The 26,554-nt window shown below is 67.4% G+C and carries 28 protein-coding genes; 11 read left to right on the top strand and 17 right to left on the bottom strand.

What is annotated here, in order from left to right; all coding sequences use genetic code 11:
- Nucleotides 1–12: 12 nt before the first annotated feature.
- A complete protein-coding gene (locus tag AC5Y5O_RS00440; RefSeq protein WP_096284098.1) occupies nucleotides 13–705 on the bottom strand; it encodes a GAP family protein in 693 nt (230 codons plus the stop codon).
- A gap of 115 nt (nucleotides 706–820) precedes the next feature.
- Here AC5Y5O_RS00440 and AC5Y5O_RS00435 point away from each other — a divergent pair, with 115 nt between their 5' ends.
- A complete protein-coding gene (locus tag AC5Y5O_RS00435) occupies nucleotides 821–964 on the top strand; it encodes a hypothetical protein (protein WP_165796286.1) in 144 nt (47 codons plus the stop codon).
- A gap of 12 nt (nucleotides 965–976) precedes the next feature.
- On the opposite strand, the gene AC5Y5O_RS00430 is transcribed toward AC5Y5O_RS00435, so the two are convergent.
- On the bottom strand, nucleotides 977–1,282 hold the full coding sequence (locus AC5Y5O_RS00430) for a hypothetical protein (protein WP_096284096.1): 306 nt from the start codon (nucleotides 1,280–1,282) through the stop codon (nucleotides 977–979).
- A gap of 120 nt (nucleotides 1,283–1,402) precedes the next feature.
- On the opposite strand from AC5Y5O_RS00430, the gene AC5Y5O_RS00425 reads away from it, so the two are divergent.
- The gene (locus AC5Y5O_RS00425) at nucleotides 1,403–1,630 is read left to right on the top strand and encodes a hypothetical protein (protein WP_096284094.1); all 228 of its coding nucleotides are present in this window, start codon (nucleotides 1,403–1,405) and stop codon (nucleotides 1,628–1,630) included.
- Between the two features lie 49 nt (nucleotides 1,631–1,679).
- Nucleotides 1,680–3,182, top strand: coding sequence for a glycosyltransferase family 39 protein (locus AC5Y5O_RS00420; protein WP_243393743.1), 1,503 nt, complete (start codon nucleotides 1,680–1,682; stop codon nucleotides 3,180–3,182).
- Here AC5Y5O_RS00420 and AC5Y5O_RS00415 read toward each other — a convergent pair whose 3' ends face one another.
- The 3 genes from AC5Y5O_RS00415 to AC5Y5O_RS00405 all read right to left on the bottom strand — a co-directional run bounded on the left by AC5Y5O_RS00415 (nucleotide 3,183) and on the right by AC5Y5O_RS00405 (nucleotide 5,179).
- Nucleotides 3,183–4,016: a glycoside hydrolase family 16 protein gene (locus tag AC5Y5O_RS00415; protein ID WP_096284090.1), complete on the bottom strand. Its 834-nt coding sequence runs from the start codon at nucleotides 4,014–4,016 to the stop codon at nucleotides 3,183–3,185.
- 121 nt (nucleotides 4,017–4,137) lie between these two features.
- Complete coding sequence (locus tag AC5Y5O_RS00410; RefSeq protein WP_096284088.1) at nucleotides 4,138–4,992, bottom strand: glycoside hydrolase family 16 protein; 855 nt, start codon at nucleotides 4,990–4,992, stop codon at nucleotides 4,138–4,140.
- Nucleotides 4,973–5,179: a hypothetical protein gene (locus tag AC5Y5O_RS00405; RefSeq protein WP_096284086.1), complete on the bottom strand. Its 207-nt coding sequence runs from the start codon at nucleotides 5,177–5,179 to the stop codon at nucleotides 4,973–4,975. The genes AC5Y5O_RS00410 and AC5Y5O_RS00405 overlap by 20 nt, the downstream gene beginning before the upstream one ends.
- A 73-nt stretch (nucleotides 5,180–5,252) precedes the next feature.
- On the opposite strand from AC5Y5O_RS00405, the gene AC5Y5O_RS00400 reads away from it, so the two are divergent.
- The gene (locus AC5Y5O_RS00400; RefSeq protein WP_096284085.1) at nucleotides 5,253–5,906 is read left to right on the top strand and encodes a hypothetical protein; all 654 of its coding nucleotides are present in this window, start codon (nucleotides 5,253–5,255) and stop codon (nucleotides 5,904–5,906) included.
- Nucleotides 5,907–5,981: 75 nt separating this feature from the next.
- Here the strand turns inward: AC5Y5O_RS00400 and AC5Y5O_RS00395 are convergent, their stop codons facing one another.
- Nucleotides 5,982–7,001, bottom strand: a complete 1,020-nt coding sequence (locus AC5Y5O_RS00395; protein ID WP_096284083.1) for an NADP-dependent oxidoreductase — start codon at nucleotides 6,999–7,001, stop codon at nucleotides 5,982–5,984.
- Between the two features lie 67 nt (nucleotides 7,002–7,068).
- On the opposite strand from AC5Y5O_RS00395, the gene AC5Y5O_RS00390 reads away from it, so the two are divergent.
- A complete protein-coding gene (locus AC5Y5O_RS00390; protein ID WP_096284081.1) occupies nucleotides 7,069–7,794 on the top strand; it encodes a DUF3060 domain-containing protein in 726 nt (241 codons plus the stop codon).
- A gap of 4 nt (nucleotides 7,795–7,798) precedes the next feature.
- Here AC5Y5O_RS00390 and AC5Y5O_RS00385 read toward each other — a convergent pair whose 3' ends face one another.
- The 4 genes from AC5Y5O_RS00385 to AC5Y5O_RS00370 all read right to left on the bottom strand — a co-directional run bounded on the left by AC5Y5O_RS00385 (nucleotide 7,799) and on the right by AC5Y5O_RS00370 (nucleotide 14,838).
- Nucleotides 7,799–10,972, bottom strand: a complete 3,174-nt coding sequence (locus AC5Y5O_RS00385) for an AAA family ATPase (protein ID WP_341477046.1) — start codon at nucleotides 10,970–10,972, stop codon at nucleotides 7,799–7,801.
- 54 nt (nucleotides 10,973–11,026) lie between these two features.
- Nucleotides 11,027–11,410 (bottom strand): Rv0313 family protein, encoded by a 384-nt coding sequence (locus AC5Y5O_RS00380; RefSeq protein ID WP_096284077.1) that lies wholly within the window; start codon nucleotides 11,408–11,410, stop codon nucleotides 11,027–11,029.
- Between the two features lie 91 nt (nucleotides 11,411–11,501).
- Nucleotides 11,502–13,454, bottom strand: a complete 1,953-nt coding sequence (locus AC5Y5O_RS00375; protein WP_500023253.1) for an Hsp70 family protein — start codon at nucleotides 13,452–13,454, stop codon at nucleotides 11,502–11,504.
- 154 nt (nucleotides 13,455–13,608) lie between these two features.
- Nucleotides 13,609–14,838 (bottom strand): hypothetical protein, encoded by a 1,230-nt coding sequence (locus AC5Y5O_RS00370; RefSeq protein WP_500023251.1) that lies wholly within the window; start codon nucleotides 14,836–14,838, stop codon nucleotides 13,609–13,611.
- A gap of 38 nt (nucleotides 14,839–14,876) precedes the next feature.
- Between AC5Y5O_RS00370 and AC5Y5O_RS00365 the strand changes: the two genes are divergently transcribed.
- Both AC5Y5O_RS00365 and AC5Y5O_RS00360 read left to right on the top strand, forming a co-directional pair.
- The gene (locus AC5Y5O_RS00365; protein WP_096284071.1) at nucleotides 14,877–15,497 is read left to right on the top strand and encodes a TetR/AcrR family transcriptional regulator; all 621 of its coding nucleotides are present in this window, start codon (nucleotides 14,877–14,879) and stop codon (nucleotides 15,495–15,497) included.
- A 4-nt stretch (nucleotides 15,498–15,501) separates the two neighbouring features.
- Nucleotides 15,502–15,981, top strand: a complete 480-nt coding sequence (locus AC5Y5O_RS00360; protein ID WP_207768440.1) for a nuclear transport factor 2 family protein — start codon at nucleotides 15,502–15,504, stop codon at nucleotides 15,979–15,981.
- A 3-nt stretch (nucleotides 15,982–15,984) separates the two neighbouring features.
- Here AC5Y5O_RS00360 and AC5Y5O_RS00355 read toward each other — a convergent pair whose 3' ends face one another.
- Both AC5Y5O_RS00355 and AC5Y5O_RS00350 read right to left on the bottom strand, forming a co-directional pair.
- The gene (locus AC5Y5O_RS00355; RefSeq protein ID WP_096290825.1) at nucleotides 15,985–16,665 is read right to left on the bottom strand and encodes a L,D-transpeptidase family protein; all 681 of its coding nucleotides are present in this window, start codon (nucleotides 16,663–16,665) and stop codon (nucleotides 15,985–15,987) included.
- A gap of 74 nt (nucleotides 16,666–16,739) precedes the next feature.
- Complete coding sequence (locus AC5Y5O_RS00350) at nucleotides 16,740–17,387, bottom strand: phosphatase PAP2 family protein (protein ID WP_500023248.1); 648 nt, start codon at nucleotides 17,385–17,387, stop codon at nucleotides 16,740–16,742.
- 128 nt (nucleotides 17,388–17,515) lie between these two features.
- On the opposite strand from AC5Y5O_RS00350, the gene AC5Y5O_RS00345 reads away from it, so the two are divergent.
- Nucleotides 17,516–17,998, top strand: coding sequence for a hypothetical protein (locus tag AC5Y5O_RS00345; RefSeq protein WP_096284065.1), 483 nt, complete (start codon nucleotides 17,516–17,518; stop codon nucleotides 17,996–17,998).
- On the opposite strand, the gene AC5Y5O_RS00340 is transcribed toward AC5Y5O_RS00345, so the two are convergent.
- On the bottom strand, nucleotides 17,982–18,266 hold the full coding sequence (locus AC5Y5O_RS00340; RefSeq protein ID WP_096284064.1) for a hypothetical protein: 285 nt from the start codon (nucleotides 18,264–18,266) through the stop codon (nucleotides 17,982–17,984). The two genes, AC5Y5O_RS00345 and AC5Y5O_RS00340, sit on opposite strands and share 17 nt — an antisense overlap.
- A gap of 49 nt (nucleotides 18,267–18,315) precedes the next feature.
- Here AC5Y5O_RS00340 and bluB point away from each other — a divergent pair, with 49 nt between their 5' ends.
- Together bluB and AC5Y5O_RS00330 are read left to right on the top strand one after the other, a co-directional pair.
- Nucleotides 18,316–19,062: a 5,6-dimethylbenzimidazole synthase gene (bluB, locus tag AC5Y5O_RS00335; protein ID WP_500023245.1), complete on the top strand. Its 747-nt coding sequence runs from the start codon at nucleotides 18,316–18,318 to the stop codon at nucleotides 19,060–19,062.
- Nucleotides 19,063–19,233: 171 nt separating this feature from the next.
- Nucleotides 19,234–20,607: a sulfatase family protein gene (locus tag AC5Y5O_RS00330; RefSeq protein ID WP_500023243.1), complete on the top strand. Its 1,374-nt coding sequence runs from the start codon at nucleotides 19,234–19,236 to the stop codon at nucleotides 20,605–20,607.
- Between the two features lie 7 nt (nucleotides 20,608–20,614).
- On the opposite strand, the gene AC5Y5O_RS00325 is transcribed toward AC5Y5O_RS00330, so the two are convergent.
- Entirely contained in the window at nucleotides 20,615–21,394 is a 780-nt protein-coding gene (locus tag AC5Y5O_RS00325; protein WP_096284058.1) for a trans-aconitate 2-methyltransferase, read from the bottom strand.
- A 144-nt stretch (nucleotides 21,395–21,538) separates the two neighbouring features.
- Here AC5Y5O_RS00325 and AC5Y5O_RS00320 point away from each other — a divergent pair, with 144 nt between their 5' ends.
- Nucleotides 21,539–22,741 carry an alpha/beta hydrolase family protein gene (locus AC5Y5O_RS00320; protein ID WP_243393741.1) on the top strand — a complete coding sequence of 401 codons (1,203 nt, stop codon included), beginning with the start codon at nucleotides 21,539–21,541 and terminating at the stop codon, nucleotides 22,739–22,741.
- Here AC5Y5O_RS00320 and eccE read toward each other — a convergent pair.
- The 3 genes from eccE to eccD are packed head-to-tail and all read right to left on the bottom strand — an operon-like array spanning nucleotide 22,728 to nucleotide 26,550.
- Nucleotides 22,728–23,732 carry a type VII secretion protein EccE gene (eccE, locus tag AC5Y5O_RS00315; protein WP_096284053.1) on the bottom strand — a complete coding sequence of 335 codons (1,005 nt, stop codon included), beginning with the start codon at nucleotides 23,730–23,732 and terminating at the stop codon, nucleotides 22,728–22,730. The genes AC5Y5O_RS00320 and eccE overlap by 14 nt on opposite strands.
- On the bottom strand, nucleotides 23,729–25,141 hold the full coding sequence (gene mycP / locus AC5Y5O_RS00310) for a type VII secretion-associated serine protease mycosin (protein WP_500023240.1): 1,413 nt from the start codon (nucleotides 25,139–25,141) through the stop codon (nucleotides 23,729–23,731). The genes eccE and mycP overlap by 4 nt, the downstream gene beginning before the upstream one ends.
- Nucleotides 25,138–26,550, bottom strand: a complete 1,413-nt coding sequence (gene eccD, locus AC5Y5O_RS00305) for a type VII secretion integral membrane protein EccD (RefSeq protein WP_500023238.1) — start codon at nucleotides 26,548–26,550, stop codon at nucleotides 25,138–25,140. The genes mycP and eccD overlap by 4 nt, the downstream gene beginning before the upstream one ends.
- Between the last annotated feature and the right edge of the window lie 4 nt (nucleotides 26,551–26,554).

Here is a 26,554-nt window from a genome sequence, read left to right as displayed (position 1 = left end):
CGCAGCATCCTGCTACAAAGCGCGAATACCGTTGTGCAGCACCATAATACCGATGAGGATCAGGATGGCCGCCATCAGTGCGGCATTGTGCTTCTCCATCCAGTTTCGGACGCGCTCCAGGAGATCGTCGAGACGATGGCCCGCGGCCGCATAGGCCAGGATCGGGATCGCCACCGTCGACGCGGACACCGCGACGAAGACTATGCCGGCCGACAGCTTGTCGACATCGTCGAGGCGACTGGTGCCGATGGCCAAGCCGGCCGCCACGTTCAACAGCAACACTTCGACGCGGACCACGGTCAGGACCAGTCCGGTGATGGCCGCGCGCCGCGGGCGCATCGTGGCAAAGTGCCGCATCCAGGCCGGGGACTCGGTGGACCGGTGCCGGGTCAGCCACCGGTAAATACCGAACAGGATCAGTGCGGAGCCCAGCACCACCCGGGTCCAGGACGCCCACGCCGGTGGCGACGACTTGTGTATGTCGCCGAGCCCACCCGAGCCGGCCACGAAGATCACGGTCTGCGCGGCCAGCCCGAAGACCCAGCCGCCGAGGAAGGCCAGCCCGGCGGGCCGCGGCTGCGGAGCGTGCAGCACCAGGACGGCCGGGATGATCGACAGCGGCGAGACGGCGGTAACGAGCGCCAGCGGAATGAGGGTGGGTAACAGCGAGCTCCAGCTTCCTGCCACGGGCAGCAATCCTCTCATCGACGTCGCCGGCGTGCTACCGAACGAGCCGCGCTCGCTGTCCGGGGCCCGTCGCTGAACACGCCCAGGTGGTTGTATGTGATTTGCGGCGCGACGGGGAAAACACTAGGGGACGATGATGTGGCTCGGATTCATCTTGGGCACATTTTTCACCCACAGCTCGGAGCCGATGGCGCGCGACCAGACCCTGTTCGGCTTGCTGATGCGAACACGTGAGACGTCTATTGCCGGCACGTATGTGCAGGACCGTCGGCTGTAACCCACACCGCCGCTAGCCTTTTCGGCGCAGCGTCCAGGCCGGTATCCAGTGCGTCACGGTTTTTTGCCTGGACCCGTAGGCGATTGGATAGGTCACCAGTCCCCACCAGTCGCCCTGCTCGCACAGACCCCAGCAGCTCAGCCGCCCCTCGACGACCTTGTGCAGCTGCAGACCATTGGGCTGATACCGGCCGGAGCGATGTGGCTCGCGCGGAAAAAGCACCGTCAGATCGATCAGCACCGCGATCGGCGGACGCACCAGCCGAAACGGGTCGCGGACCGGCTGCCCGTTATATCCGATCGACGCGAGCGGTCTCATTGTTCGATCATACGTTCGAAAAGTGAAGGTCAGGTTGCGTCCGGTCAATTGCCCCTCCGCGACCCCGGCAAATCGATATAGTTCGCCTCGCAACCGATCGCTACAACCGGGGAGATCCGCATGATCAGGCTCATCGCTACGGGCTTACTGGCCCTGGGCGGGCTGATGACCACTGCGGTGGGCGTCGCCAATGCCGATGAAATTCAGGTCGACGGCGTCTACTCGACCCTGGGGGCATGCGAGGCGGACGGCCCGCACGTCGAACTGGCCCACAACGATAACTTGTGGACGCACTGGGACTGCCGCCAGCACGCGGACGGTCTGTACTACCTGTACCTGACCAACTAGCAGGAGCGCCCGGAAAAGAGTCCGGGGTTGCTTCTGGCACCATAACGGTGTGTCAGGGCGTCGCGTGCTGGACCCGCTGATCGTCGGCGTACTGGCCACCGCGATAAGTCTTGTCGGCGCCGGCCGTCCCTCCTTCTGGTACGACGAGGCCGCGACGATTTCGGCGGCATACAGCCGTTCCCTGGCTCAGCTGTGGCAGATGCTGGGCAACGTCGACGCCGTGCAGGGTCTGTACTACCTGTTGATGCACGGCTGGTTCCAGCTCTGCGCGCCGACCGAGTTCTGGTCGCGCGTGCCGAGCGGTCTGGCAGTCGGAGGTGCCGCGGCCGGAGTCGTGGTGCTGGGCAACCTATTTTCGTCTCGCACCGTGGCGCTGGCCTCCGGGGTGATCTGCGCGGTATTACCGCGGTCGACGTGGGCCGGTATCGAGGCTCGTCCGTACGCCATGTCGATGATGGCCGCGGTGTGGCTAACCGTCCTGTTCGTCTGCGCGACGCGTCGCAACCGCGGCTGGATCTGGGTGGCTTACGGTGTTGCCCAAGCATTTTCGGTCGTGCTCGACGTGTACCTGGTGCTGCTGTTGCCGGTTCACTTCGCGTTCGTCTGCGCGTTCCTGCGCAAGCGAACCGTGGTGGCCGGCTTCGTCGTCACGTCGGTTCTGGCCAGCTGTGCCGTGGCGCCGTTCCTGCTCGTGGCCGCGGGGCAGGTGCACCAGATCAGTTGGGTCGCACCGATCGGGCACCGGACGATCGAGGACGTGACGGTTCAGCAGTACTTCGAGCGGAGCCCGCCGTTCGCGGTGCTTTCCGCGCTGGTGATCGTGGTGGCCATTGCCGCGTGGCGCTGGACATCGGTGAAACTCGTTGCGACAGATCGGCAGTTGCTGACCTTGGCGGGCGCCTGGGTGCTGATACCGACCGCGCTGATCGTGGTGTGGTCGGCGCTGCTGCACCCGATCTACACGCCGCGCTACCTGTGCTTCACCGCGCCGGCGATCGCGTTGGTCCTGGGCGTCTGCGTTGGCGCACTGGCGGCCAAACCGTGGGTGGCACCGGCTGTCGTCACCCTGTTCGCGGTCGCGGCGGCGCCGAATTACCTATGGGTGCAACATAGCCCGTATGCCAAGTACGGCATGGACTACAGCCAGGTCGCGGATCTAATCACGGCCAAGGCGGCACCGGGAGATTGCCTGCTGATTAACGACACTGTGACGTTTATGCCGGCACCGATGCGTCCTTTGATGGCCGCGCGCCCCGATGCCTACCGCAAGCTGATCGACCTCACGCTGTGGCAACGGGCCACCGACCGCCGGGATGTCTTTGACACCAACCTGATCCCGGAGGTCGTCGCCAAGCCGCTCAGCCAGTGCGCCGTGGTGTGGATCATCACCCAGGCCGACGAGTCGATGCCCGCCCACGAGGAGGGTTCGGCGCTGCCGCCGGGCCCACGCTATGGCGCGACACCCGCTTTCGCGGTCCCGCACGACCTGGGCTTCCGGCTCGTCGAGCGCTGGCAGTTCAACCTTGTTCAGGTGCTCAAAGCGACGCGCTGATCACCAGACGCGGATGTAGTCGACCAGCATGGACGCCGGGAAAACCCCGCCGGCAGGATCGCCGGCGCCGACGCCACCGACCGCCAGCGTGAACATCGGCGTCATCCAGTAGCCGGGATTGCTGAACGGCCAGCGCATGTCCTCCGGCGGATTGCCGGCGACGTGGATCGGCTTGGGCGGAACCTTGAAGTACTCGGCGCCGTCGCGCGCGAACGCGAATCCCTTGTCGTCCCAACGCATCCGCCAGGTGTGCCAGTCACCGTCGACCAGACCGGGGATCGATTTGCCTTCCCAGGTCTTTCCGTTGGATGCCGCGTGCACGGTGGTACCCGGGGCCCATTGGCCGTTGCCGTACCACTCGAAGACGTCGACCTCGCCGTCGGGCAGCGGGTCCTCGTTGACCGCCCAGAACGACGGCCAGAGGCCGGGGGTCAGGCAGTCCAGTTTGATCTTGGCTTCCCAGGTGGTGTTGATCATGCCGCGCCAGTTGCCGCGCAGTTTGCCGCTGTAGTAGGTGTTGGCCAGGAAATCGTGTGTGGCGCGCAGGACCAGGTTGGAGTGCCCGTCCTGGAACACGTTTTGGGGATCGGCGCGGTAGATCCCCTCGACCGGAGGGTAGACGTCGTCCTGCCAGGTCTGGATCGTCCACTTGCCCGGGTCAGGAGGTGAACCGGCCGGGCCGTCGAACTCGTCGGAGAAGAGGTAGGGCCCACCCGGTCCGGCGGCCGGTGCGGCCGGCGCCGACGGGGCCGCCAGCGCTTCGGGGAGAGGCATCGATGCCGCCGCTGCCAGCATGCCGAGCCCTGTCGTCATCAACATGCGGCGACGATCCATCTGCACTACCACCCATCGCTAGACGCCGGAGCTCCGGCTCGGCACGGTCCCCCCCGGCCAACTCCCGCAAACGGTGTTATACAACCATGCGCGCCGATGGCGTGCATCCCGCACCCGGGACTTAGAACACGCGCACCCAGTCGACCAGCATTTCCGCCGGATAGGTGCCGGACGCGGGGTCGCCGGCGCCCGAACCGCCGACCGCCAGGTTGAGCATGGGAAACATCATGTAGCCGACGTCGTTGAACGGCCACATCCGGATCGGGTCATGCAGATCCTCGATGCCGGTCGCGGGAACGCTGAAGTACGGCTCGGCGCCCTCGGCATAGTCTTCCCAGAACTGCATGCCGCCCGGATTCCACGCCACGCGCCAGGTGTGCCACCCGCCGTCGACCGCGATCGGATGGGTCTGGAATGCCGTGCCGTCCGGGTTTGCGTGCACCGTGGTGCCCGCGGGCCACTGCCCGTTGCCGTACCACTCCATCAAGTCGACTTCCCCGCTACGGCCGGGATCGTCGTTGGACAACCACCAGGCGGGCCAGCAGCCGCCGGTGAGGCAGTCGAGTTTGATGCGCGCCTCCCAGGTCGTCCCGATGGCGCCGCGCCAGGTGCCACTCACCAGGCCGCCGAAGTAGTTGCCACCCTCTCGGCTGGCGCGCAGTACCAGGTTGGACTTGCCGTCGACGAACACGTTTTGCCGGCTGTCGCGGTACTGCCCGAAAAACTCGGGCCGGTCGAACCCGGTCGGATTCTTGATCGGCGTACGTTGGCTCGCCACAACCCATTTCGAGGGGTCGGGCGCCGAACCGGCCGGCCCGTCGAACTCATCGTGAAACAGGTACGTCCCGGACCGGGCCGGAGCGGCGCTTGCACTCGCGGTGGGGACCGTCGCGGCCAGGGCACCGAATCCGGCCAGCATCATCATCCGGCGACGATCCATACCTGGCACTTTCGGTTCAAGGGATGCCCGCAGCATAAAGCAGTTCTTTGAGCCGGCTTTGCTGTTCGACGGCGAGCCGGGCCAGAATTCGCGTTTCGGCTTCCGCCGCGACGGAGTCCGCGCGCCTCGGCAGCGCTTTGCCACGCCGCGTCAGACGATCCTGCATCGCGCGCCCGGCCGGTGCCACGCGCAGCCTGAGTTCCGCGGCGACCCCGGGAACCATCAACTTTGTTGACATTGTCGGAGTCGGTGGTATCAAGGAGCTTGATGGTCCGATACGGAAAGGAATGACAAGGATGTCTGGTGACGGATTGTTCGGCGGCCCCGGCGGTTTCGGGGGCGGCCCCGGCTTCGGTTTTGGCGGCGGCCCCGGCGGTTTCGGGGGCGGCCCCGGCTTCGGTTTTGGCGGCGGCCCCGGCGGTTTCGGGGGCGGTTGGGGTAAGCACGGTTGGGGTCATGGCGGGCCGGGCGGCCCAGGTTTTGGTCCGGGTGGTCGTCCGCCGCTCAAGCGCGCGGCGTTTGTGACAGCGGCGCTGCTACTCGACGGGCCGGCCGATGCCGCGCAGATCGTCGCGCGGGTGTCCGACGCAACCGACGGCGCGCTCACTCCGCCGCAGGAGATCGCGGAGCTGGCCATCGGCCTGCTCGACGGCCGCGGTGTGGTGACGGTCGACAACGGCGTCGCGACGTTGACCGAGTTCGGCCAGAACCTGCTGAAGTGGCGGGGCGTCAGCAGCGAGACCGCACACGCTTTCCTCAAGCGTGCGGGTCAATTCGGCGACGTCTTCAAGATCCGCCGGGAGATGTTCGAGCTCGCCGGCCTGTCGCGCACGATCACCTGGACCGGCACCGACGAGCAGAAGCAACAGCTCGCGCAGGCCCGGACCAAGGTTCTCGAAGCGCTGCGTGAGGCCAAGAAGACGCTGCACCGCGTCCTCGGCGAGGACTAGCGGCTCAGGGAGTGACCGAGTGCCCGGCTGGCCGGGCCTATGCGCCCGAGCGCCCGGCCAGCCGGGGCGTTCGCCTCAGGGGGTCGAGGGTTCGCTGATCTTGACCAGTGTCTTGCCGATGTTGGCCCCGGTGAACAACCCGTTGAGGGCGTCCACACACGACTCGATGCCCTCAAAGATGGTCTGGCGGTGCTTGAGTCGGCCTTCGGCCTCCCATTGACGCAGTGCGGCAAAGGCTTCGTCGAAGCGGCCCCATTGGTCGAGGGCGTTGAAGCCCTGCATCAGCGCGGTCTTCGACAACAGGTTCACGTAGTTCGCCGGACCGGGGTGCTCACCGGTCAGGTAGCTGGAGATGACGCCGCAGAGTACGACGCGCGCGTTGTTGGCGAGCCGGCCGAGCACCGCGTCGAGGATCGGCCCGCCGACGTTGTCGAAGTACACGTCGACGCGTTTCGGGCAGTGCTGCTTGAGCGCGGCGGGCACGTCGTCGTTCTTGTAGTCGATGCACGCGTCGAAGCCGAAGTCCTCGACCACGGCCCGGCACTTATCCGGCCCGCCGGCGATGCCCACCACCCGGGCGCCGGCGATCTTGGCGATCTGCCCGGCCACCGACCCGGTGGCGCCCGCCGCCGCCGAGACCACCACTGTCTCACCGGCCTTGGGCTTACCGATGTCGGTCATGCCGAAGTAGGCGGTGGCCCCGGTGGGGCCGTACACCGACATGATCGCGAGCTGATCGTCCTCGCCCGGAATGGGCGTGCTGAACACATCATCGCGGATGATCACGTATTCCTGAAACCCGGTCAGCGTGGTGATCACGTCGCCGACGGCATAGGCGTCACACCGGGACGCGACGACTTCGCCGATGCCGGCCGCCCGGATCACCTCGCCGAGTTGCACCGGCGGCAGGTAACTCGGCTGATCGTTCAGCCAGGTCCGGACGGCCGCGTCGAGCCCGACGTAGGTGGTTCGGAGCAGCGCCTCACCGTCGCCGGGTTCGGGTGCCGGCCGGGTGATCAGCTCGGTGTCGTCGGGTGCGACCAGCCCGCTCGGGCGGCGACGAAGGAGGATCTGGCGGTTCGGCATGTCGGGCACGGTGCTGAAACTACCGATTGAAGCCGAAACTTCCTATGAGACGTCGTCTGGTGGGAGCATCTGTCCCATGGAATCGCAGGACGACCCGGAAAAACGGATTCGGGACCTGGAGCGCCCGCTGGCCGAGACCGCGCGCGCGTCCGAATTGGGCGGCGCACCGCAGGGTCAGGCCTACCCGCCACCGCCACCGGGCCCGGTGCCATCGCCGTCCTACGGTGCGGCGCCGCCGCCACCGCCCATGTACGGCTATGGCAGCCCCTACGGCGGGTCGTCGCCGAAATCCTCGGGCAACCGGATGTGGTGGATCGTCGGCACCATCATCGTGATCGGCGTGCTGGTGCTCGCCGGCGTCATCGCAGCCTTTGCCGCACACCAGCTTTCCACTGTCCGGTCGATCATCTCGTCGGAGGTGACGACCACGCCGGCGACGCCGTCACCCCGCACGACGACGCGCAGTCCGCGGCCGACGACCAGCGCGACGAGCCCGACCCGCAGTTCGGGTCCTTCGGCGTCGCCGCTGCCGCCGCAAGGCGCGCCGCTCGACGTGTCCGGCATCGACGAGAACAAGACGATCGCGTGCAACGACAACGTTGTCACCGTCAGCGGGATCAACAACACGATCGTGATCACCGGCCATTGTGCGAGCCTGTCCGTGTCCGGCATGAAGAACTCGGTCACCGTCGATTCCGCCGACACCATCGAAGCGTCCGGGATGAACAACCAGGTGACGTTCCACTCGGGCGCGCCGAAGATCTCCAACTCCGGGCTCGACAACGTCGTCACGCAGGGGTGAGGGCTCAGTTCGCGGCCATCGCATCGGCCAGCGCCACGTAGCCTTCGAATCCGACGTCGTGCGCGCTGGCCCGAAAGCGTTGCAGGAGTTGACGATAGGCAGCCTCGTCGCCACGGGCGCGGGCCAGCAGCGCCCGCAGCCGCAGCACCGGAATTTCGTGTAGCACGAAGCCCGGCTCGGTCGGGACGGCCTCGAGTCGGTCGACCGCGCGCTGCGCCGCCTCGACATCGCCGGGGCCGGCGCGCGCCAGCAGTGTCTCGACCAGCACGGTGGTCGCGGGCGCCCGGAACATCATCGTCCCGGCGTCGAACTGCGCGTTGAGAACCCGGGACACCAGGTCGGCCGCGCCGTCGAGATCGCCGGATCGGGCACGCCCGCGGGCAATCTCGGCGTCGGTCATGCGGCGGATCGCCACGATCAGCTTCTCGTCGACGAGCATCTCGCGAGCCTTCGCCAGGTATTCGAAGCCCTCCCCCGCGTTTTCGCCGTTGCAGTGGAGCAGCGCGTTAGCACGATTGACCAATGCGTACGCCAATGCGGCGTTGTCGCCGGAACGTTGGGCGATGTCCAACGACTCGGCCGTCTGCGCCACGTCTTCGGCAGTGGGCAGCACCCCGCCGTTCTGCACCGCGGCCGCGTACTTGTACAACTGCGCGAACGGGTGGGTGGTCGGGTCGAACGAGCGGGCCATCGCGATGCCCTCCTCGAGGTCCTGCCGCCAGCCATGCCGACCCAAAAACATTCCGGCCGCGCCCTTTAACGTGGTCGCCCAGGCCAGCGGGGAACCGATCACAAAGTTGCCCATGGTGGGATCGCCAGCTGCGACGTCGATGATCCGTTGCGCCAACTGCAGGCATTCGGTCGCCTCGCCGACCTCCCACTTGGCCTGGGCGGCCGCATAGAACAGGCCGGCCGTCATCGCAGGGTCGCCGATCGAGTCGACGAGCGTGGCGAACTCCGTCGCCATGGCGGCCGCCTCCCGATGATGGGAGTTGAACGTCAGCGTGGTGAGGTGGCCGGCCATGCCGACGGCCAATGACCTCTTGTCACCCGCCTGGGCGGTCAGTGTTCGCAATTCGTCGAATCCGGTCTCCTCGGGCGTGCCGCCCACCTGAAACACGCTGCCGCACAGCAGGGCTCGCGGTGCGATGCGCATGGCCAGCCGATCGGGCTGATCGTCCGGCAGCCGGTCGGCGAATCGCAGCGCCTGTTGCCAGCTGGCCCGGGCCGCGCGGATATCCCGCCCGCCGTACCACGTCCCGGCCTGCATGTACCACTCGTAAGCCTGACGCAGATCCCCGGCGGCCGCGTACTGCGTGGCGACGATCGAGGCCTCCTGACCGGTGAACTCGCCGTAGGTGCGCTGCAATACCGCCGCCACCCGTCGATGCAACTCGGCTCTGCCGGCTTTCAATTGGGATTCGTATGCCACCGCCTGAATCAGCGGATGACAGAAGGCGTATGTCTCGTGCGGTGTGAAGCCGACCTGCTCGACCAATGACGCCTGGACCAGTGGCGCCACGTCGACCGTGCCCAGCAGACATTTCAGCAATTCGGTGTCGAACTGCGCGCCGATGACAGCGGCGGCGTTCAGGGTGCGCTTCGCGGTGGCGTTGAGCCGATCGATGCGCGCCCCGATAATGCCCTGAAGACTTGCCGGAACCTGGATTTCGCGCACTTCGCGCACGCACACGTAGGCGCCCGGCGTGCCCTCGAGCTCGCCTCGCTCGGCGAGGTCACGCACGATCTCCTCGGCGGCGAACGGCAGGCCGGCCGCCCGGCCGGCGATCACCGTCGGTAATCCGGCCACCGAAGGGTCGGCCCCCAGTAGCTCGTTGATCAGTTCGGTGATGTGCGAATTACCCAGTGGCTCAAGGATGAACGGATGGGCGCCCGGGATGTGTGCCAGCGGCCCCGAGTATTCGGGCCGATAGACGACCAGCAGCACCGCGCGCATGCCGGGTACCGCCGCCGCGAATTCGGTGAGCAGCGACTCGCTGACGCTGTCGATCCACTGGGCATCGTCGATGACGTAGAGCGCGGAGTCGGGCCGAGCCAGTGAAATCGTGTTGATCAGGTCGACGAGCCGGCGGCGCCGCGCATCCGGGGTGATGTCCGGACAGGGCATGTCGGGGTCGCGGATGCCGAGCAGGTCGTCGAGCAGCACCAGATCCTCGTTGCCCGCCTCGGGGATTTCGGCGCGCACCCGCGCCCGCGCCACCTCGAGCGTGAGCCCGCCCAGCCCGAAGACCCTGCGCAGCAGCCGGGAGATCACGTGGAACGGAATCTCGCGGGTATGGGATTCGCAGTAGGCGACCGGCACCTCGAACCCGGCACTGCGCGCGATGGCCAACGACTCACGGACCAGCCGGGTCTTGCCCACGCCTGGGCGACCGGTGACCGTGATCACGCTTCCCGCGCCCCGGCTGGCTTGGTCCAGCAATTCCGCGACGGCGTCCTTCTCTTGCTGCCGCCCGACCAGGCGGGACTGGCGACGCGCCTTGCGGCGCTCACCGTCGGCGGCCAGCAGCCGGCGGGCCGGCACGGCGGTGGCGAAACCCTTGATGTGCACGGTTTCGGGCTCGCCCAGCACCGCGCGATCCTCGACCAGCCGCGCGGTGGATTCGCTGAGCATGATGCCGCCCGGCGGCGCCACCGTTTCCATGCGCTGCGCCATCCCCACCTGTTCGCCCACCGCGGTGTAGCCGAGATGAGTCGCGCCGACTTCGCCGGTGATCACCTGGCCGGAGTTCAGCCCGACGCGCAAGCGCAGGTCGATCCCGTCGCGGCGGCCCACCTCGACCGCCAGCGCCCGGACCACCTCCTGGATCTCCAGCGCCGCAAGGCAGGCACGAAAAGCATGATCTTCCAACGTGATCGGCGCTCCGAACAGCGCCATGATGCCGTCGCCGGTGAACTTGTCGACGGTGCCGCCAAAACGCTGGACCACGGCCGCCGACTGATCGACGAGTTCGGTCATCACCTCGCGCAGCCGCTCGGGACCCAATGCCGCGGCGATGTCCATCGAGCGCACCACGTCGGCGAACAGGACGGTGACCTGCTTGTACTCGGCGGGCTCGGCGGCCGGCGCCAGCGGACTGCCGCAGGCATCGCAGAAGCGCGCACCCTGGCGCGGCTGCGAACCGCACACCTGGCACACCGGCGCTGCTGGCGTCACGACTGAAACCCTAGGCGGAATCCCGGTTAGTGGAAACGCCCGGAAAGCGGCAACTTACGTTTGCTCTTCCGCGTCGTCGTCGAGGACGCCGACCGCGATGCCGTACGGCAGAAAACGCACCTTGCGCTTGGGGTCGACGTTGTTCTTGTTGGCCCGCAGCGCGTCGAGCTCAGTGGCATACACCTGTTCGACGTGCGCGCCGCCCGCGGCGTCGACGGTGTAGATCGCCCAGACGCCGTCGCCGGCCTCGCCCGCGGTTTCCGGCCCGGATCGGGGCCGCCGTGACAGGTCGTCGAAGAACGCCGAAAAGCCGCCGCGGGCGCCCGGAGCAGCAAACCTGCCGATCCGCTCGAACACGTCGCGCAGTCCCTCGCTGCCTTCCCTGATCACCCGATCGAACTCCTCGGGATCAAACCCGAATGGTCCATGCTCGCCCACGTGGCCTCCTCGCAGCTCGTAGCGTTACTGCCCAGTGTGCGCCCGCGCGCGGTGATGCGCCACGGAGTTTGCTCGCAGCCAAATCTCACCGCTAGTAGCCCGGGCCCAGGAACGGGTTCTGCGAGTACCCGCCCCCGCTGGGGGGATAGCCGCCCCCGTAGCCACCGCCCGGATACTCCCCGGGATATTGCTGAGCCGGGTACTGCGGAGCCGGGTTCGCCGGCGCCTGATTGGCCGGCACCTGGATCGGGATCGGCACCGGCAGCAGCGGAACGTGGATCCACTGGGTGGTCATCGGCACCGTCGTCGAGGTGGGCGGGGGCGACGTCGTCGTGGGCGGTGGCGGCGGCTCGGTGGTCGGCGTCGTCATGGCCGTCGTGGGCGGTGGCGGCGGAGGTGTCGTCGTCGGCGGCGGCGGCGGACGGTGGGTGGTGTGCACCGGCGGCGGCGGCGCCGTGGTCACCACGACCGGCGGGGGCTCGGGCGACGGCGAAGGTTCCGGCGGTGGCGGCGCGGGCGGCACCGAGCTGGGCACCGGCGCGGCGGTGGGCGGTGGTGGCACCGCGGTGGGCGGGACGGGAGAGGGCACCAACGTACTGGCCGGCGGCAGCGGCACGGGGACGACGGAGGGCGCCGGCGGTGCCTGGTGATTTTCGATCCCGGTCAACGTATATGCCACACCGCCGATCGCGGTCATGGCCACGAGTGCGAACATCCCGACGACCAACTGCGACAGGCGGACCCGGCGCCACGCCTGTTCCCGCGGCGGCTCGATCACGTTCAACCGCATCGACCAGCCGCCGGGGCTGCTGTCTTCGTCGAATGCCTCGGGCGTGTAGGGCACCCGGATGTCACCGGGGTATTCGGTTTGCGACCAAGCCAACTCGCGGTCGGTGAGCGCTTCCTCGTCGATCACCAACAGGTCGCCGGCGGGCAGTTCGATGATGTCGTTGCCCGACGACGCGGTGAGCAGACCGATCGACGTGCGGGTGCGTAGGTCGAGTTCCTCGCCACGGGCGGCCAGCAGCAGCGCGCCGGCGGCGGCGGCGAATGCGGGTTGCGCCGGCGACATGACCGGGCGACGGCTGTGCACCGAAAGACGTTCGTTGACAAGCGGAATGCAGGCGCCGCCGCCAACGGTGATTACCGCCGAAAGGTCGTTCCAGCCCTTGCGGTGTCGGCACAACATGTCGTCGAACGCGTAGATGAGTCCGGTGAGCCGGTCCTGGATCAGGTCGCCCAGCTCGTCGCGGGTGAACCTCATAGTGGCCCGGCGTCCACCCAACTCAGCCGCGAATTCCGTTGTGCGGTCCGTGGATAGCTGCTCTTTGGCGGTACGGCACTGTTCCCGCAGCCGGGCCAGTTGCCCGACCGCGGCGGTGCTGGCCGGGTCGATACCGCTGCCGTGCCCCAGCTCCTCGAACACACAGAGCAATAGGGCCGCGTCGATCTCGTCACCGGAGAAGTCGGTGTAACGCATTGTGGCGCTGAGCGGTTTGAAATCGCCGGCGAGGTCGATCAGGGTTGCTGAGGTACCCGAGCCGCCGAAGTCGAGTAATCCGACGACACCGGTTGCGGCAAGGCACAGCTCGGCGTTCGCCGCGGTCAGCGATGCGATCGCGTCCGAAACCAGGCGCGGTGCCATACCGCTTCGGACAAAGCCCAGATGTGTGCGTAGTGCGTTGCGCAGTGCCTGTGCGGTGCTCGGTTTCCAGTGCGACGGAACGGCGATCGAGATCTCCGAGGAGCCGGCGTCCGCACCGGCCTCCAGCACCATCGCGTCGAGTGCTTCGACCATCAAGAGGTCGGGGTCGTGAGCGGAGCCATCGACGGACACCAGTGCCACCGAGTCGCCGACACGGTCGACGAACCCGCTCATCAACATGCCGGGCTCGGTGAGCTGCGGGTTCTCCTCGGGTAGACCAACTTTCGGTGCGCAGTGCGGGTACAGCGTTAGTACCGCTCGACGTGAAACCGGTTGGTTTCCGTCACGTGCTGCGACCAGGTTCGTGGTTCCGATCGACAACCCAAGTGGGTCGTACATAGAGCGAATACTTTCGTCTATAGGGGTCGGTGGCCAGCGTTAACGATAGCCCCCGACACGCGCAAAGCCGATGGCTTGCAATGCCATTGGTATCGCCCCGATGCGGTTGTGTCACCGAAGTGGTACTAAAAACCCCTTGACAAAGAACTGCGCGTCAGACCACGGTCAGCGGCAGCGAACGCCTCGGCTCAAACTGGAATGTCGCTCCGCCACTGACCCTGACCACCGAAACCTCTGGCAGCTCCTGAGCGTCGGTGTCGGTTTCGATTAGCTCGGCCGTCCAGTCATTGTCGGTTCCGCTAACCCGCACTTGGAGGCGCGGATCGACCGCCGTGGCGATCGCCTGCAGCGGTTGCACGGATTGCGGTGAGCACAGCGAGATCCAGGCACCGTCGTCGTGGGCCGCAGACGCGTAGACGTGCAGCCGGTTCGATTCCAGTTCTGCGGTAACGTAGCCCACCGGGTTCAGCAGCGGGTGCAATTCGAGGACCTTCAGCACGCCGTCAATCCCGCCGGGAAGATTGAGCGCGCGGTGAATGCGCTCCGCGGCTAGGCCCGCGATGCCGATCAGGCCCTTGGTGCAGACCGCAACGGCTTCGGCCTCGTCGGCGGCGCGTGCCCGCACCGCGATCGCGAAGGACAGAAACAGCAGATGCATCTGCAAGCAGACCTCGTCGGCCATCCGGACCAATGCCGAATGCGAGAAGGCGGCGAAGTCGAAATCGGAGAGCAGCGGACCCGAGTAATCCGCCTGCCCCTCGTCCGAGGCATCGATGGGATCGAGTTTCCATGTCGCGGCGCGTGTTTGACGAACGATGTCCAGGGCGGGAATGCCCTGCACCTCGGGATGGGAATCGTCGATGACGACGGTCCACGCGCAGTGCGGGTGCCGGTCGGCCGGCGTCCGGGGCGGGCGGTGGATGGGACGCACCTGAGCCTTCGCGTTGGTCGCCACGGCGGTCGCGTCGAACGTCGGATCCTCGATGGTGTGGCACATCCCGAACACGTACTGCTCACCCATTGGTTCCACGTCGAGCAGCGCGCCGCAGTGGTCGAGGTGGAATTCGCCGTGCCACCGGTCGTGCACGGTGTAGCGAAAATCCATGAATTGCGGTGGGGCGCCGATGTCGAGCTGCAGGCCCTTGAAGATGGTGGGCACGTCGTTGCCCACGTAATTCAATGCCTCCTGCATGCGCCGGGTGTAGATCGGGCTGGCGCCCGCCCACTCCTCGATGGCGATCTGCACCATCTCCTCGCGGCCGAACGAGGAAATGCACCAAGCCATTCCGGACCGGTCGATCAGCTGTCCGATCAGTAACAGTTCGGGAAGCAGAACGACCAGCTCGGCACGGGACAACTGCGCGTATCGCGAGGGGCTGCTCACGCCACAAAAATAGACTCGGCTATGTTATAAAGTCAACAATGTCCATTGCCGCAGGCCAGACGTCTGGGCGCCCGGTCAGCCCGACCCGGCGCACCAGTGCGCCGCGCAAACGCGGCGATGACACCCGCGCGAAGATCATCGACGAGACGGTCCGCTGCATCCAGGAGGAAGGCTTCGCCGCGGCCACCGCCAAGCATGTGGCCGAACGCGCCGGCGTCACATGGGGCGTGATCCAATACCACTTCGGTGACCGCAACGGCCTGTTGATGGCCGTCGTCGACGACGGGGTGGACCGGCTGATCGAGAGCCTGTCGTCGGCCGACGTCAGCGAGCTGCCGCCACAACAACGCATCGAAGTCGTCATCGACACCGCGTGGAGTTGCTACAGCAGCCCGACGTCGATGGCGGCGTTCGAGATCCTGCGGGCAACCCGCGGCAGCCTGGGCGATTCCTCGCGCCGCCACCTGCTCGAGATGAACTCCGCGATCGCCCAGTTAGGCCGGCTGATCACCACCGACCCGGCGAATGCGGGTGTGGCCGAGGTCATTTGGGCCACACTGCGGGGTGTGGTGCTGGCTCAGATGGTCACCGGAACGGCCATCGATTGGAGCCTGGAACGACGGGCCCTGATCGACATGGTTACCCGTGTGCTGCAATGACGGGATGACCCTCGACGATCTGGCCGATATCGAAGCCATCAAGCAAGTCAAGTACCGGTATCTGCGCGCGCTGGACACCAAGCACTGGGACGATTTCAACGACACCCTGGCCGAAGACATCAAGGCCGACTACGGGCCGTCGATCGGCAACGAGTTGCACTTCGCCAACCGCGCCGACTTGGTCGAGTACATGCGGACGTCGCTGCCCGCGAACGTCATCACAGAACACCGGGTGACGCATCCGGACATCGTCGTCGACGGCGACACCGCAACGGGCAGTTGGTATCTGCAGGACCGGGTGATCGTCGCCGACCTGAACTTCATGCTGATCGGCGCCGCCTTCTACCGCGACACCTACCGGCGCACCGATGCCGGCTGGAAGATCTGCGGCACCGGTTACGACCGGACCTACGACGCCACCATGTCGTTGGAGGGCATGAACTTCACGCTCAAGCCCGGTCGCGCCATCGCCACCGTCGACTGAGCGTTACTTGGTGATCGCGATGACTGCGCCCGGCCGCAGCCATTTCATGATCGACACCAGCTGAGCATCGTCGACCGCGACGCAGCCCTCGGTGGGTTGGCCGTCGGTGGTGTGGAAGAAGAACGCCGCACCGCCGCCGGGGGTTTTGTTCTTGTTGACGCCCATCACGACCGCGTGCTTGTACTGCGGAATCTGCAGGTTCTCGCTTTCGGCGGTGTTGAACGGGCACTGCGCCTTCTGGCACATCTGCATCGAGTTGAACGTGGGGCTGTGGTCGTCGCCGCTCCACCAGTAGTTGGGTCCGGAGACCTGGGTGTAGGGCAACCCGGTACCGGGGTTCGGGGCGGTGCCGAACGCGGCGTCGAGGCTGTACACGCCCGTCGGGGTGGCCGGTACCCCGCTCTTGGCCTGCGGCGCCATCCCCGCCGAACCCACGTGCGTCGGAACGCCGGTACGCAGCGCCTGCCAGCCGGCGGCGGTGCGTTGGTAGATGTCGATGGTCGCGTTGGAGCCGCCAGTGCTGACGACCGAAACCACTTGTGTGGCATTGCCAACCTGATTCGCGAACCAGGGCGTGCCGGCCAGCGGGTTGCCCGTTGGGGCGGCGGTTCCCGCCGGCGCGAGTAGCAGCGATGCCCACACGCAGCACGCCACAGCACACAGCGAAGTCAGCAATCGGCGCATGCATTCCATCGTCAGGCGACGCCAACCTCAAGGTCAAGTCAAGCTTTAGCCCCGGTTGGGTCACGGCGCCGTGATCAACGAAAAGCCCACCGCGGCAGCGGCTTAGGACGAAACACTGCCAGACACACCAGGACGTACAGGTATCCCAGTGCCCAGCCGGCGAATACGTCGGACGGGTAGTGCACGTTCAAGGCGACCCGCGAAAAGCCCACCAACACAAGGATGATCGCGGTCAGCGACATCGCGATGCGACCCAGCATCGCGCTCATCATCGGCATGATGAAGGCCAGCAGGGCGAGTAGGGACGCCGTCGTCTCGAGCGCGTGCCCCGAGGGAAACGACGTCTGGGCAATGGGCACCAGCATGGTCGACGGCCGCGGACGATCCGCCAGGCTCTTGGCCGCCTGCGTCACCAATCCGTTCAGCAGCCCACAAGCCACCAGCACCAGTGCCGCGCGCACGTCACGCCGTACCAACGCGGCCACCGCCGCGACCGTGTCGAGCACCCGCAACGGGACCGGCCCCAGCACATTCGTCACCACTCCCCAGAACCGCAGCCACGCCGGATGCTTGACCGCGGCGTCGTGCGAAGCGTTCAACAGCGACCAATCGATCCGGTGCAGCCAGCCCCAATTCTGCAGGTAGCCCACCCACATCAGCGCGTAGACCGCGACGGCCACTGCAACGGCGTAAACAGCCATCGGGAGCCGCGTGCGGATCATCCCTAAGCGATACCAGGGCGTCTGCCACGGCGAGTGTGGGGGTTATGCACATCCGCATCTGGAAATTCGTCCATAGGCGCCACACTCGGCGGCGGCGACGCCACCCGGTTCCGCGTCATACTGGCGTCATGGCGGTCTTTGTCCGCAGGTTGCTCGGTATCGGCAAGCTACCCGAGGACCTGCATGCTCAGGTCGAAACCGAAGGCGTGCTCTACCTCGCCGACTACGTCCCGGTGACCAGGCGGTTCAGCGGCACCATCCCCGGTGTGCGGTTGCCGCGCAGCGTCGCCTACTACACGGGCTCGCTGGTACTCACCCGGCAACGGGTACTCGCGACGCTGTCGATGCTGCCGAAGCTGGCCGGTGCGACCGTCGACGTGCCCTGGGATGCACCGCAGACCGGCACGGCCCGGGCCGAGATCTCGTCGGACGGTTTGGAGGTACACGTCGACGTCGCGCGGGTCGACGACAAGTTCAGCGGCGAACTGTCGCTGCTCTACAAGACCGCGATCCCGGCGGATGTGCTCAGCGGGCTGCCGCTGCGTTCGTTGACGTTCGACATGGCGCCGGACTGCATCGTCCGCGCGGTCGGCGTCACCTATTCTCCGTGATCGTCATCAACGGCCACGGCGGCTGGCGGAGCACCGCGAGGCTGCCGATGACCGCGGCGAGCAGGCCGGTGAGCACTCCGATCAGCGCGACGCGATTGGCGTTGACGGCGGGCACCCAGGTCGCCCGGCCCTGACGAATGACGAAGACGCCGACCGGCCTTTCGACCGTGATCACGGTGGCACCGTCGGTGGTCTCGAAGGGTTCGCCGTAGACACGCCCCGACTGACGGTCGGTGGGCAGCTGCTCGAGCACGTCGGAATACTTCACTGCACGCTCCCTTGGTGGTGTTGTGGGACTGCGCGATACATTGACGCTAATGCCATTCTCCGCCGGCGAATACTCCGATGGCGCGGTGAGCGAACACGCGTTCAGCTCGCAAGATCGTCGCGTCGTTTACCGGGTAATCGCCGAACGACGGGACATGCGCCGGTTCGTGCCGGGCGCCGTGGTGCCCGAGGAAGTGCTGGCCCGCTTGCTGCAGGCCGCGCACGCCGCGCCCAGCGTCGGGTTGATGCAGCCGTGGCGTTTCATCCGGATCACCGACGACGCGGTGCGCCGCGGCATCCACGCCCTGGTCGACGAGGAACGCCCGCGCACCGCGGAAGCGCTGGGACCGCGCGGCGCGGAGTTCCTGCGGCTCAAGGTCGAAGGCATTCTCGAATGCGCCGAACTGCTGGTGGTGGCGCTGGCCGACAAACGCGACGTCCACATCTTCGGCCGGCGCACGCTGCCGCAGATGGATCTCGCGTCGGTGTCCTGCGCGATTCAGAACCTGTGGCTGGCGGCCCGGGCCGAAGGTCTCGGGGTCGGATGGGTCTCGCTGTTCGATCCGCAACCCCTGGCCGAGCTGCTGGGCATGCCCGCCGGTGCCGAGCCGGTGGCCATCCTGTGCGTCGGCCCGGTGCCCGACTTCCCCGACCGGCCGGCGCTGGAACTCGACGGCTGGACGCATGCGCGTCCGCTCTCGGAGTTCGTCTCCGAAAACCGCTGGACTCAGCCGCCGGACACCCGGCCGGCCACGGACACCGGAACGGCGAGCACGGTGCCGTCCCCGCCGGCGTGACGCGGGGATCGGCGACTTGGCATACCCACGCGCCGAACGTGCACTCACTGATGGAATACCGCGGAAAACCGGCCCTCAGAGCACGTTCGGCGGACGGGGATGCGGCGACGCATTCAGATCGTTGGCAGCCGACTGCGGTATCGTCGCCGGTCGGCAAGGCATGGTAGGGAGGTGGCAGTGACCGGCGACAACGTACTGATCGTGCACTGGCACGACCTCGGGCGCTATCTCGGCGCCTACGGCCACCCGGACGTCAGCAGCCCGCGCATGGACCAGCTGGCCAGTGAAAGCATCCGGTTCACCCGGGCCCATGCCACCGCTCCGCTGTGCACACCGTCGCGCGGCTCGTTGTTCACCGGTCGCTACCCGCAGAGCAACGGCCTGGTCGGCCTGGCCCATCACGGCTGGGAATACCGCGCCGGCGTCCAGACCCTTCCCCAGATCCTGTCCGAATCGGGCTGGCACTCAGCGCTTTTCGGTATGCAGCACGAGACTTCCTACCCGAAGCGGCTGGGTTTTGACGAGGTGGACGTGTCGAACTCCTATTGCGACTACGTGGTGGACAGCGTCCAGGATTGGCTGCGCAACGACGCCGCGGCGCGGGCTGGACAGCCGTTCCTGCTGACGGCGGGATTCTTCGAGACCCATCGCCCCTACCCGCGGGACCGCTACGAGCCGGCCGACAGCGCGGCCGTCGATCCACCGGACTACCTGCCCGACACACCCGAGGTGCGCGGCGATCTCGCCGACTTCTACGGCGCGATCAGCACGGCGGACGCCGCGGTCGGCCGGATCGTGGACACCCTGGCCGAGACGGGTCTGGACACCAGCACCTGGGTGGTGTTCTTCACCGATCACGGGCCGGCCTTCCCCCGGGCGAAATCCACGCTGTACGACGCCGGAACAGGCATCGCGCTGCTCATCCGCCCGCCCACTTCGGCGCACCGGGCCGCGACACCCCAGGTCTACGAAGAACTGTTCAGCGGCGTCGACCTGGTTCCGACGTTGCTGGAGCTGCTGGGTCTCGACGTGCCCGCCGAGGTCGAGGGCGTCTCGCACGCCCATGCCCTGCTTGCACCCGAAACGCCGGCCGACCCGGTGCGCGATCAGGTCTACACGATGAAGACCTATCACGACTCGTTCGATCCGATTCGGGCAATCCGCACAAAGGAATACAGCTACATCGAGAACTACGCGCCGCGTCCGCTGCTGGACCTACCGTGGGATATCGAAGAAAGCCCGTCCGGGATGGCGGTCGCACCGTTCGTCAAAGCCGCGCGCCCGGAACGCGAACTCTACGATCTGCGAACCGATCCCACCGAGACCACCAATCTACTGGCCGATGGCGATCCGGGAATGGATGCGATCGCCGCGGATTTGGCTGTCCGCCTTAATGATTGGCGTCAGCGCACCGGCGACGTAATCCCCTCGGACTTCGCCGGTACCCGGATCGCGATGCGCTATACCGAAACGTATCAACGGATCCATCACACGACACCGGCGAACCGGTCGGCGATCGCCGTCGACCGCGGCGTCGAAGAGTAGACAGCCGCTACCCCGCGGCCGCGCCGCCGACCTCGGCGACGATGAATACCCGCCGGAACGGGAAAATCGTTGTGCCGTCGGCCCGCGGCGGGTAGGCGTCGTCGAGCAGCGGGATGAGCTCCTCGCGGAACTGATCCCAGCCCGCGTCGTCGAGGCGTTCACGCACCGGAACCAGCGCGGTGCCGGTAATCCATTCCAGCACTGGGTGTTCCCCGGTCAGCTGGTGTAGGTAGGTCGTCTCCCAGGCATCGACCCGGCACCCCGCGTCCATCAGCAGATTAGCGTAATGCGCCGGCGGCTGGACCACCGCGCCGACCCGGAACGGTATGTCTTTCAGCGTCTTTGCGTAGTGTTCGCGGCGCGCCACGGCCCGCACCGCGGCATGCGACGGGGTTTCGAAGTTACCCGGGATCTGCACTGCGATCCACGACCGGTCCGGTAGTTGGCCGGCCCACCGGACCAGCAGGTCGGCATGTTCGGGAACCCAATGCAGCGCGGCGTTGCTGACCACCACGTCGGTGTCGGGTTTCGGCTTCCAGTCCCGCAAGTCGGCAACCGAAGCATCGATTCCGCGTTCCCGGGCGGCGGCCACCATCTCCGGCGAGGTGTCCATGGCCTCGATGGCCGCGCCGGGCCAGCGCTTCTCGAGATATTTCGTCAAGTTGCCGGGTCCACAGCCCAGGTCGACGACCCGGCGCGCCCGCTCGGCCCCCACTCGCGAGAGCAGGTCGTAAAACGGACGGCTTCGATGGTCTGCAAATGCCAGGTAGACGTCTGGATCCCACATGTCGGTCCTCCTGATCAACGCCGTGGCTGGTCGGCGATATAGACAAACCGTATTACCGCATGGTGCCCCCGTGGCGCCCGAGTGGCCCCGTAATCGGGTCAAATGGCCAGGATCGGGCGCCGGGCCGGGATAGCATCGGCATTCGTGGGGTCCGACACAGATCCGATCGATCCGCCCATTCCGGTTCCCGACGTTCCCGGTGCCGATGTGCCACCCGGCGCCGACGGGTTGCCCCCGCTGTCGGCGTTGCCGCCGCGTGAACGCGGGGTGGTCGCCGCCTGCGCCGCCGGCGACGTCGCATTGCGCACCTGGGTGTCGTCGCTGCTGGCCGTGACAGCCGCGCCGGCGGTGGTGGCCACGACGTTGCGGCACAGCAAGTCCGGGAGCGAACGCGCCAACCTGAACTTCTACGCCGAGCTGGCCGCCGAGCACGATCCGGCGCAGTCATTCCCTGCTCCGACCGAACTGCCCCGGGTGTCGTCGCGGCCCGCCGGCCCGCTCGCGCGATGGATCGCGCGCGGCACCGTCGACAACATCTCGTTCCCCAGCAGTTTCACCGCGATCAATCCCGCGATGCGCGAGCGGTGGAATGCGTGGGGGTCCAACAACATCGTGCGCGCTCAGCATTGGCGCCACGACGACGGTCCTCGTCCCACGCTGTGCGTGATTCACGGCTTCATGGGGTCGTCGTATCTGGCCAATGGCCGCTTCTTCTCTATGCCGTGGTATTACCGGTCCGGCTACGACGTCTTGCTGTTTACGTTGCCGTTCCACGGCCAGCGTGCCGAAAAGTGCTCGCCGTTCAGCGGTTTCGGCTACTTCGCCGGCGGGCTCGGCGGCTTCGCCGAAGCGATGGCCCAGGCCGTGCACGACTTCCGGTCCGTCGTCGACTATTTGCGGCACACCGGCGTCGAACGCATTGCGCTGACCGGCCTTTCGCTGGGCGGCTACACGTCGGCGCTGGTGGCCTCCGTCGACGACCGGCTGGAGGCCGTCATCCCCAACTGCCCGGTCGTCACGCCGGCGACGATGTTCGACCAGTGGTTCCCGGCCAACAAGATGGTCGGCCTGGGGCTTGCGTTGTCCAACATCAATCGCGACGACCTGAATGCCGGGCTGGCTTACCATTGCCCGCTGAACTACCAGCCGCAACTTCCCAAGGACCGGCGGATGATCATCACCGGCCTCGCCGACCGGATGGCTCCCCCGGGACAGGCGGTCATGCTCTGGGAGCATTGGGATCGCTGTGCGCTGCACTGGTTTCCGGGCAGCCACGTGCTGCACACCAGCCAGCTGGACTACCTGCGGCGGATGACCAGCTTCCTGAACGGTTTTATGCTGAACTAGCCGCCTCGGTTCGCACCGCGCGGTGGGCGCCGGTCACCGGCGTCGGCCAATCCAGGGTCGCCAGCAGGCCGTCGGGCTCCGCGGTGTGACCGTCAAGTCGTTGCGTGGACAACAGATCCAGTGCCGCCAGGGCCGGCGCCTGGTTGCCGCGCTGCGGGATCAGCCCGTCCACCGGCGGCGCGCCCTCCGGGGGCGCATCGGTGAGGAAAGCACACGCGACCGCAACCGTGTCCTGCTCACCCGAGCGTGCGATCTCGAGCGCGGTGCACGTCTCGCGGGCCGGATGCGACCGAATGGCCTCCAGCGTCGCGGGCAGGTCCGCATCGACGACGATCTGATATGCGGCAACGAAATCCGAGGTGCCGCGCTGCACCGCACGCCAGCTCTCGCGGGCATTGGCCGTCAGCCACCGCGGCACGTCATCCGACGCGATGGCGTTGGCCTCCCAACCGATCTCGCGCAGGTGGTCGGCAAGCCGTCGCGCGACAACCTCGGCGGTCTCATGCAGCGGGATGCGCGATGAACGTGCCTGCAGCGCCGGCAAGTTGTCGGCCGCCGACACCGTGATACCGATCCACGTCTCGCGTCGCGATGCGTCGGATGCATTGTCGCGGCTGGTGATACGGACCTTGTCAGCGCGGATGCCGTAGCGGTCCAGGTATCGGGCGATCAGCTGCAGCGGCAGCACGGCGTCGTCGGCACTGGACGGCCCGATCCGCACCAACGCGGTTGTCTTTGCGGCAACGACGGATTGGATGTCGGCTTCCCCGGTCGGGTTGGAGCGGCGGCTCATGATGGCCAGCCGGCGCCGCAGAATCGTGGTGAAGTGCAGTCCGCGCCACCAGCCGAACAACACGATCACCGCCACGACGGCGACGCCGATCAGCCAGTAGTCACGAGTCGAGTGCCAGGGGTAGGCCAGCGCCGCTGGCACTACCGCCAACGCCGCCAGGGCGATCCGGGCGCTCCCCGGGATCGGGATCGAGCTCACGAGGTGGTCTCCTTCCGTCGGCGCGCGCCGGCGATCGCGGTCGCGGCGGCAACCGCCGCGACAATCAACGCCAGCGCGGCGGTCCCAGCGAACGCGACGGTTCGCGGGGTGTTGTCTTTCGGCGCAGGTGCCGGGGGTACGGCGACCGGCTTGGCCGGCGTCGCGGCCGGCCCGGTGCTCGCGGGCAGTTCCCAGGTGAGCGCTGCCAGCGGGTCCACACTGCCGGTGCCCACGACGTTCGACGGCGCCCGGGCACCGTTGTGCGCGGTCGCGGTGATCCGGCGCACCACGTCGGTGGCGGACAGGGTGGGGTACTTGCTGCGGACCAGCGCCGCGACACCCGACACGTAGCCGGCCGCGTAGCTGGTGCCGCTTAGCGCGCTCAGTTGCTGATGGTCGTCGGGCAGGCCGTTGGCCAGGCCGCCACCGTCGCGGTTGCTCACCGACACGATCTTTTCGCCCGGCGCCGCGACACCGACCCACGGCCCGGACATGGTGAATTTCGACGGCTGCCCATCCGCGGTCAAGGACGCCGCCGACAGCACGTAGGGCTGCCAGTACGACGGAATGGAGACCGACGTGACACCCGCCCAGTTCCGCGCATCGTCGGGGCGGGCGAGATCGGTGAGCGGGTTTGACTCGCAAGACATTCCGCCGCCGACCGAGCCGGTGGACCCGGTGTTGCCCGCCGCCGCCACGATCACCGCGTCCTTGTCCACCGCCGCGAAGCGGATCGCCGCACCGAGGGCGGCCTGATCGACGGGCCGGTCGGCCGCCATGCAGGTGACCTGCGAGATATCGATGACCCGTGCGCCCAGGTCGGCCGCATGCACGATCGCCCGGGCCAGCGTCGCGACCTCGAGGGACACCCGCGCCACCATCGGGTCGCCGCCCGGTGCGCGCGGCGAGAACTTGCCCGACGCCGTCCGGATCGCCAGCACGCGGGCCGCGGGCGCGACGCCCGAGAAGCCATCCTCGGAGGAAGGCTGGCCCGCGACGAGCCCGGCGACCAGGGTGCCGTGCCCGTCGCAGTCCGTCAGGCCGTCGGTCGTCTCCACGAAATCGCCGCCGGGATCGACATTCGGCAGCCGGGGTCCCGGCCGCACCCCGGTGTCGAGCACCGCCACCAGCTGACCTTCGCCGCGGGAAAACTGCCATGCCGCGGGCAGATTCAGCATCGCCTGACTGGGCGTCACGGCCGTGGGATCGCTGCCTCCGATGACGCCGGAAGCGGCGCACGGCCCGCGCTGCTCCATCGGCTGCACCGCTCCGGCAGCGCCGCTAGGCGGCTGCACGCCCGGGTCGACCGCGGGCTGGCCGATCGCCGATGCCTGCGGACAGCCCCACGGGACGATGGCCTGCGAGAAGACCAACACCGCTGTGAGGCAGGCGAATCCGGCACGAATCATCGATTGAGCACCCAGGCGAAGAGGCCGACCAGGTAAGCGATGACAGGAATCAGCGAAGCGTCCAGGCCGGTCGCGACGAAGCCCAGCAGGCGGCGCAGCGGCAGCGAGTAGGTGTCCGGCGAGGCGATGCTCGGGTTCAGGGCCACCACTCCCCACGCCAGCACCAGCGCAACGAGCACCGCCGCCGCGACGAAGGCGGCCAGGAAACGTTCGGTCGAGGTGTAGAACACCAGCAGGACACCGGCGACCAGGAACGGCTGGGCCAGCAGCCACGCCTTGCACGCGGCCGAATCCCACACGCGGGCACGCAGCACGGAGGTCGCCGCGGTGGCGGCCAGCACGTACCAGCCCCAGCCGCTCAACGATTCGGGTCGCAGCGCGATCGCCACCGATCCCAGCACACTGAGCAGCACCGCGCCGGCGATAAAGCCACTCTGGTGGGCGTCCCCGATGCGCACCCGTCGCGGCAGGTCCTCGAGCACCCGAAGCGCGGGCGCCGACGGAGTCGGATCCCCCGGTGCCGGGATGACCGGCAGCGGGAAGCGTGCCCACAGTGCGGACAGCTGTGCCGCCTCGATGGTGACCAGCAGAGCCACCACGATCAGCCCAGCGCCGATAGTCAATACCGGTAGCTGCCAAAGCAATTCGACACCGGCAGCCAATAAGACACCGGCCCCCAGCACCGCGGTCGCGGTGAAGAAACCGGCGATGCGTTCCCGCTCGGCGGTCGGCACCATCAGCACGATCAGCGACCACGCGGTCACACCGGCAGCGGCCAGCACCAGCTGCGCCGCACCGAACTTCCCGGGCACGGCCAACGCGAGGGCCGCGCCGACGGGTACCAGCGCCGCCATCGACAGCGCCATCCCGGTGCGCTCCGAACGCAGCGTGACCAACAAACCGGCGATCGCGGTCGCTGCCGCGATCACGCTGACCGCGACCAGTCCGGCCAGTGCGCCGGTGGCGACCCGGTAGGTCACCCCCAGTCCCGTGGCCAGGAAGGCCACCAGGATCGCCGCCAGCAGCGCCCCGCGCTGGATCTGCGCGATGCCCCACGGCTTGAGTCTCGACGTCGAGAAGATCATTGCGGCGTCGGCGATATCCTCGACAATGCCGGGCGCGGCCGGACCGGACGGAACCGGCTGCAGCGCAAGCAAATCCCCGTCGACCACGCCGACGGTATCCAGGCTGGCGTCCAGACTGAACGGCGCTCCCCCGATCGGCGCCAGGCTCAGTTGGGAAACGGCGCCGGTGCGCGCACTGTCGGGGTCACCGCCGTCGCCGTTCTGTGCCGTCGGGACCACCAGTCGCTGCACCGCGGGCAGGACTTCACGCAGCGGCAGCTCGGTGGGCAGGGCTACTTCTGTCAGCCTGCTGTGCGCGAGGATGGCCACGCGAACGATCGGCATGACC

It is taken from the genome of Mycobacterium sp. NGS40 (genome assembly GCF_059812735.1).
This window is presented reverse-complemented; position numbering and strand designations above follow the sequence as displayed.

Bases quoted from the DNA above. Each gene is read 5' to 3' on its own strand.
- AC5Y5O_RS00430 (WP_096284096.1), bottom strand. From the start codon at position 1,282: ATGAGACCGCTCGCGTCGATCGGATATAACGGGCAGCCGGTCCGCGAC.
- AC5Y5O_RS00410 (WP_096284088.1), bottom strand. From the start codon at position 4,992: ATGCTGCGGGCATCCCTTGAACCGAAAGTGCCAGGTATGGATCGTCGC.
- AC5Y5O_RS00360 (WP_207768440.1), top strand. From the start codon at position 15,502: ATGACCCTCGACGATCTGGCCGATATCGAAGCCATCAAGCAAGTCAAG.
- mycP (WP_500023240.1), bottom strand. From the start codon at position 25,141: ATGATTCGTGCCGGATTCGCCTGCCTCACAGCGGTGTTGGTCTTCTCG.
- AC5Y5O_RS00355 (WP_096290825.1), bottom strand. From the start codon at position 16,665: ATGCGCCGATTGCTGACTTCGCTGTGTGCTGTGGCGTGCTGCGTGTGG.
- bluB (WP_500023245.1), top strand. From the start codon at position 18,316: ATGCCATTCTCCGCCGGCGAATACTCCGATGGCGCGGTGAGCGAACAC.
- AC5Y5O_RS00440 (WP_096284098.1), bottom strand. From the start codon at position 705: ATGAGAGGATTGCTGCCCGTGGCAGGAAGCTGGAGCTCGCTGTTACCC.
- AC5Y5O_RS00400 (WP_096284085.1), top strand. From the start codon at position 5,253: ATGTCTGGTGACGGATTGTTCGGCGGCCCCGGCGGTTTCGGGGGCGGC.
- AC5Y5O_RS00325 (WP_096284058.1), bottom strand. From the start codon at position 21,394: ATGTGGGATCCAGACGTCTACCTGGCATTTGCAGACCATCGAAGCCGT.
- AC5Y5O_RS00345 (WP_096284065.1), top strand. From the start codon at position 17,516: ATGGCGGTCTTTGTCCGCAGGTTGCTCGGTATCGGCAAGCTACCCGAG.
- AC5Y5O_RS00435 (WP_165796286.1), top strand. From the start codon at position 821: ATGATGTGGCTCGGATTCATCTTGGGCACATTTTTCACCCACAGCTCG.
- AC5Y5O_RS00390 (WP_096284081.1), top strand. From the start codon at position 7,069: ATGGAATCGCAGGACGACCCGGAAAAACGGATTCGGGACCTGGAGCGC.
- AC5Y5O_RS00425 (WP_096284094.1), top strand. From the start codon at position 1,403: ATGATCAGGCTCATCGCTACGGGCTTACTGGCCCTGGGCGGGCTGATG.
- AC5Y5O_RS00375 (WP_500023253.1), bottom strand. From the start codon at position 13,454: ATGTACGACCCACTTGGGTTGTCGATCGGAACCACGAACCTGGTCGCA.
- eccD (WP_500023238.1), bottom strand. From the start codon at position 26,550: ATGCCGATCGTTCGCGTGGCCATCCTCGCGCACAGCAGGCTGACAGAA.
- AC5Y5O_RS00405 (WP_096284086.1), bottom strand. From the start codon at position 5,179: ATGGTTCCCGGGGTCGCCGCGGAACTCAGGCTGCGCGTGGCACCGGCC.
- AC5Y5O_RS00365 (WP_096284071.1), top strand. From the start codon at position 14,877: ATGTCCATTGCCGCAGGCCAGACGTCTGGGCGCCCGGTCAGCCCGACC.
- AC5Y5O_RS00415 (WP_096284090.1), bottom strand. From the start codon at position 4,016: ATGGATCGTCGCCGCATGTTGATGACGACAGGGCTCGGCATGCTGGCA.
- AC5Y5O_RS00350 (WP_500023248.1), bottom strand. From the start codon at position 17,387: ATGATCCGCACGCGGCTCCCGATGGCTGTTTACGCCGTTGCAGTGGCC.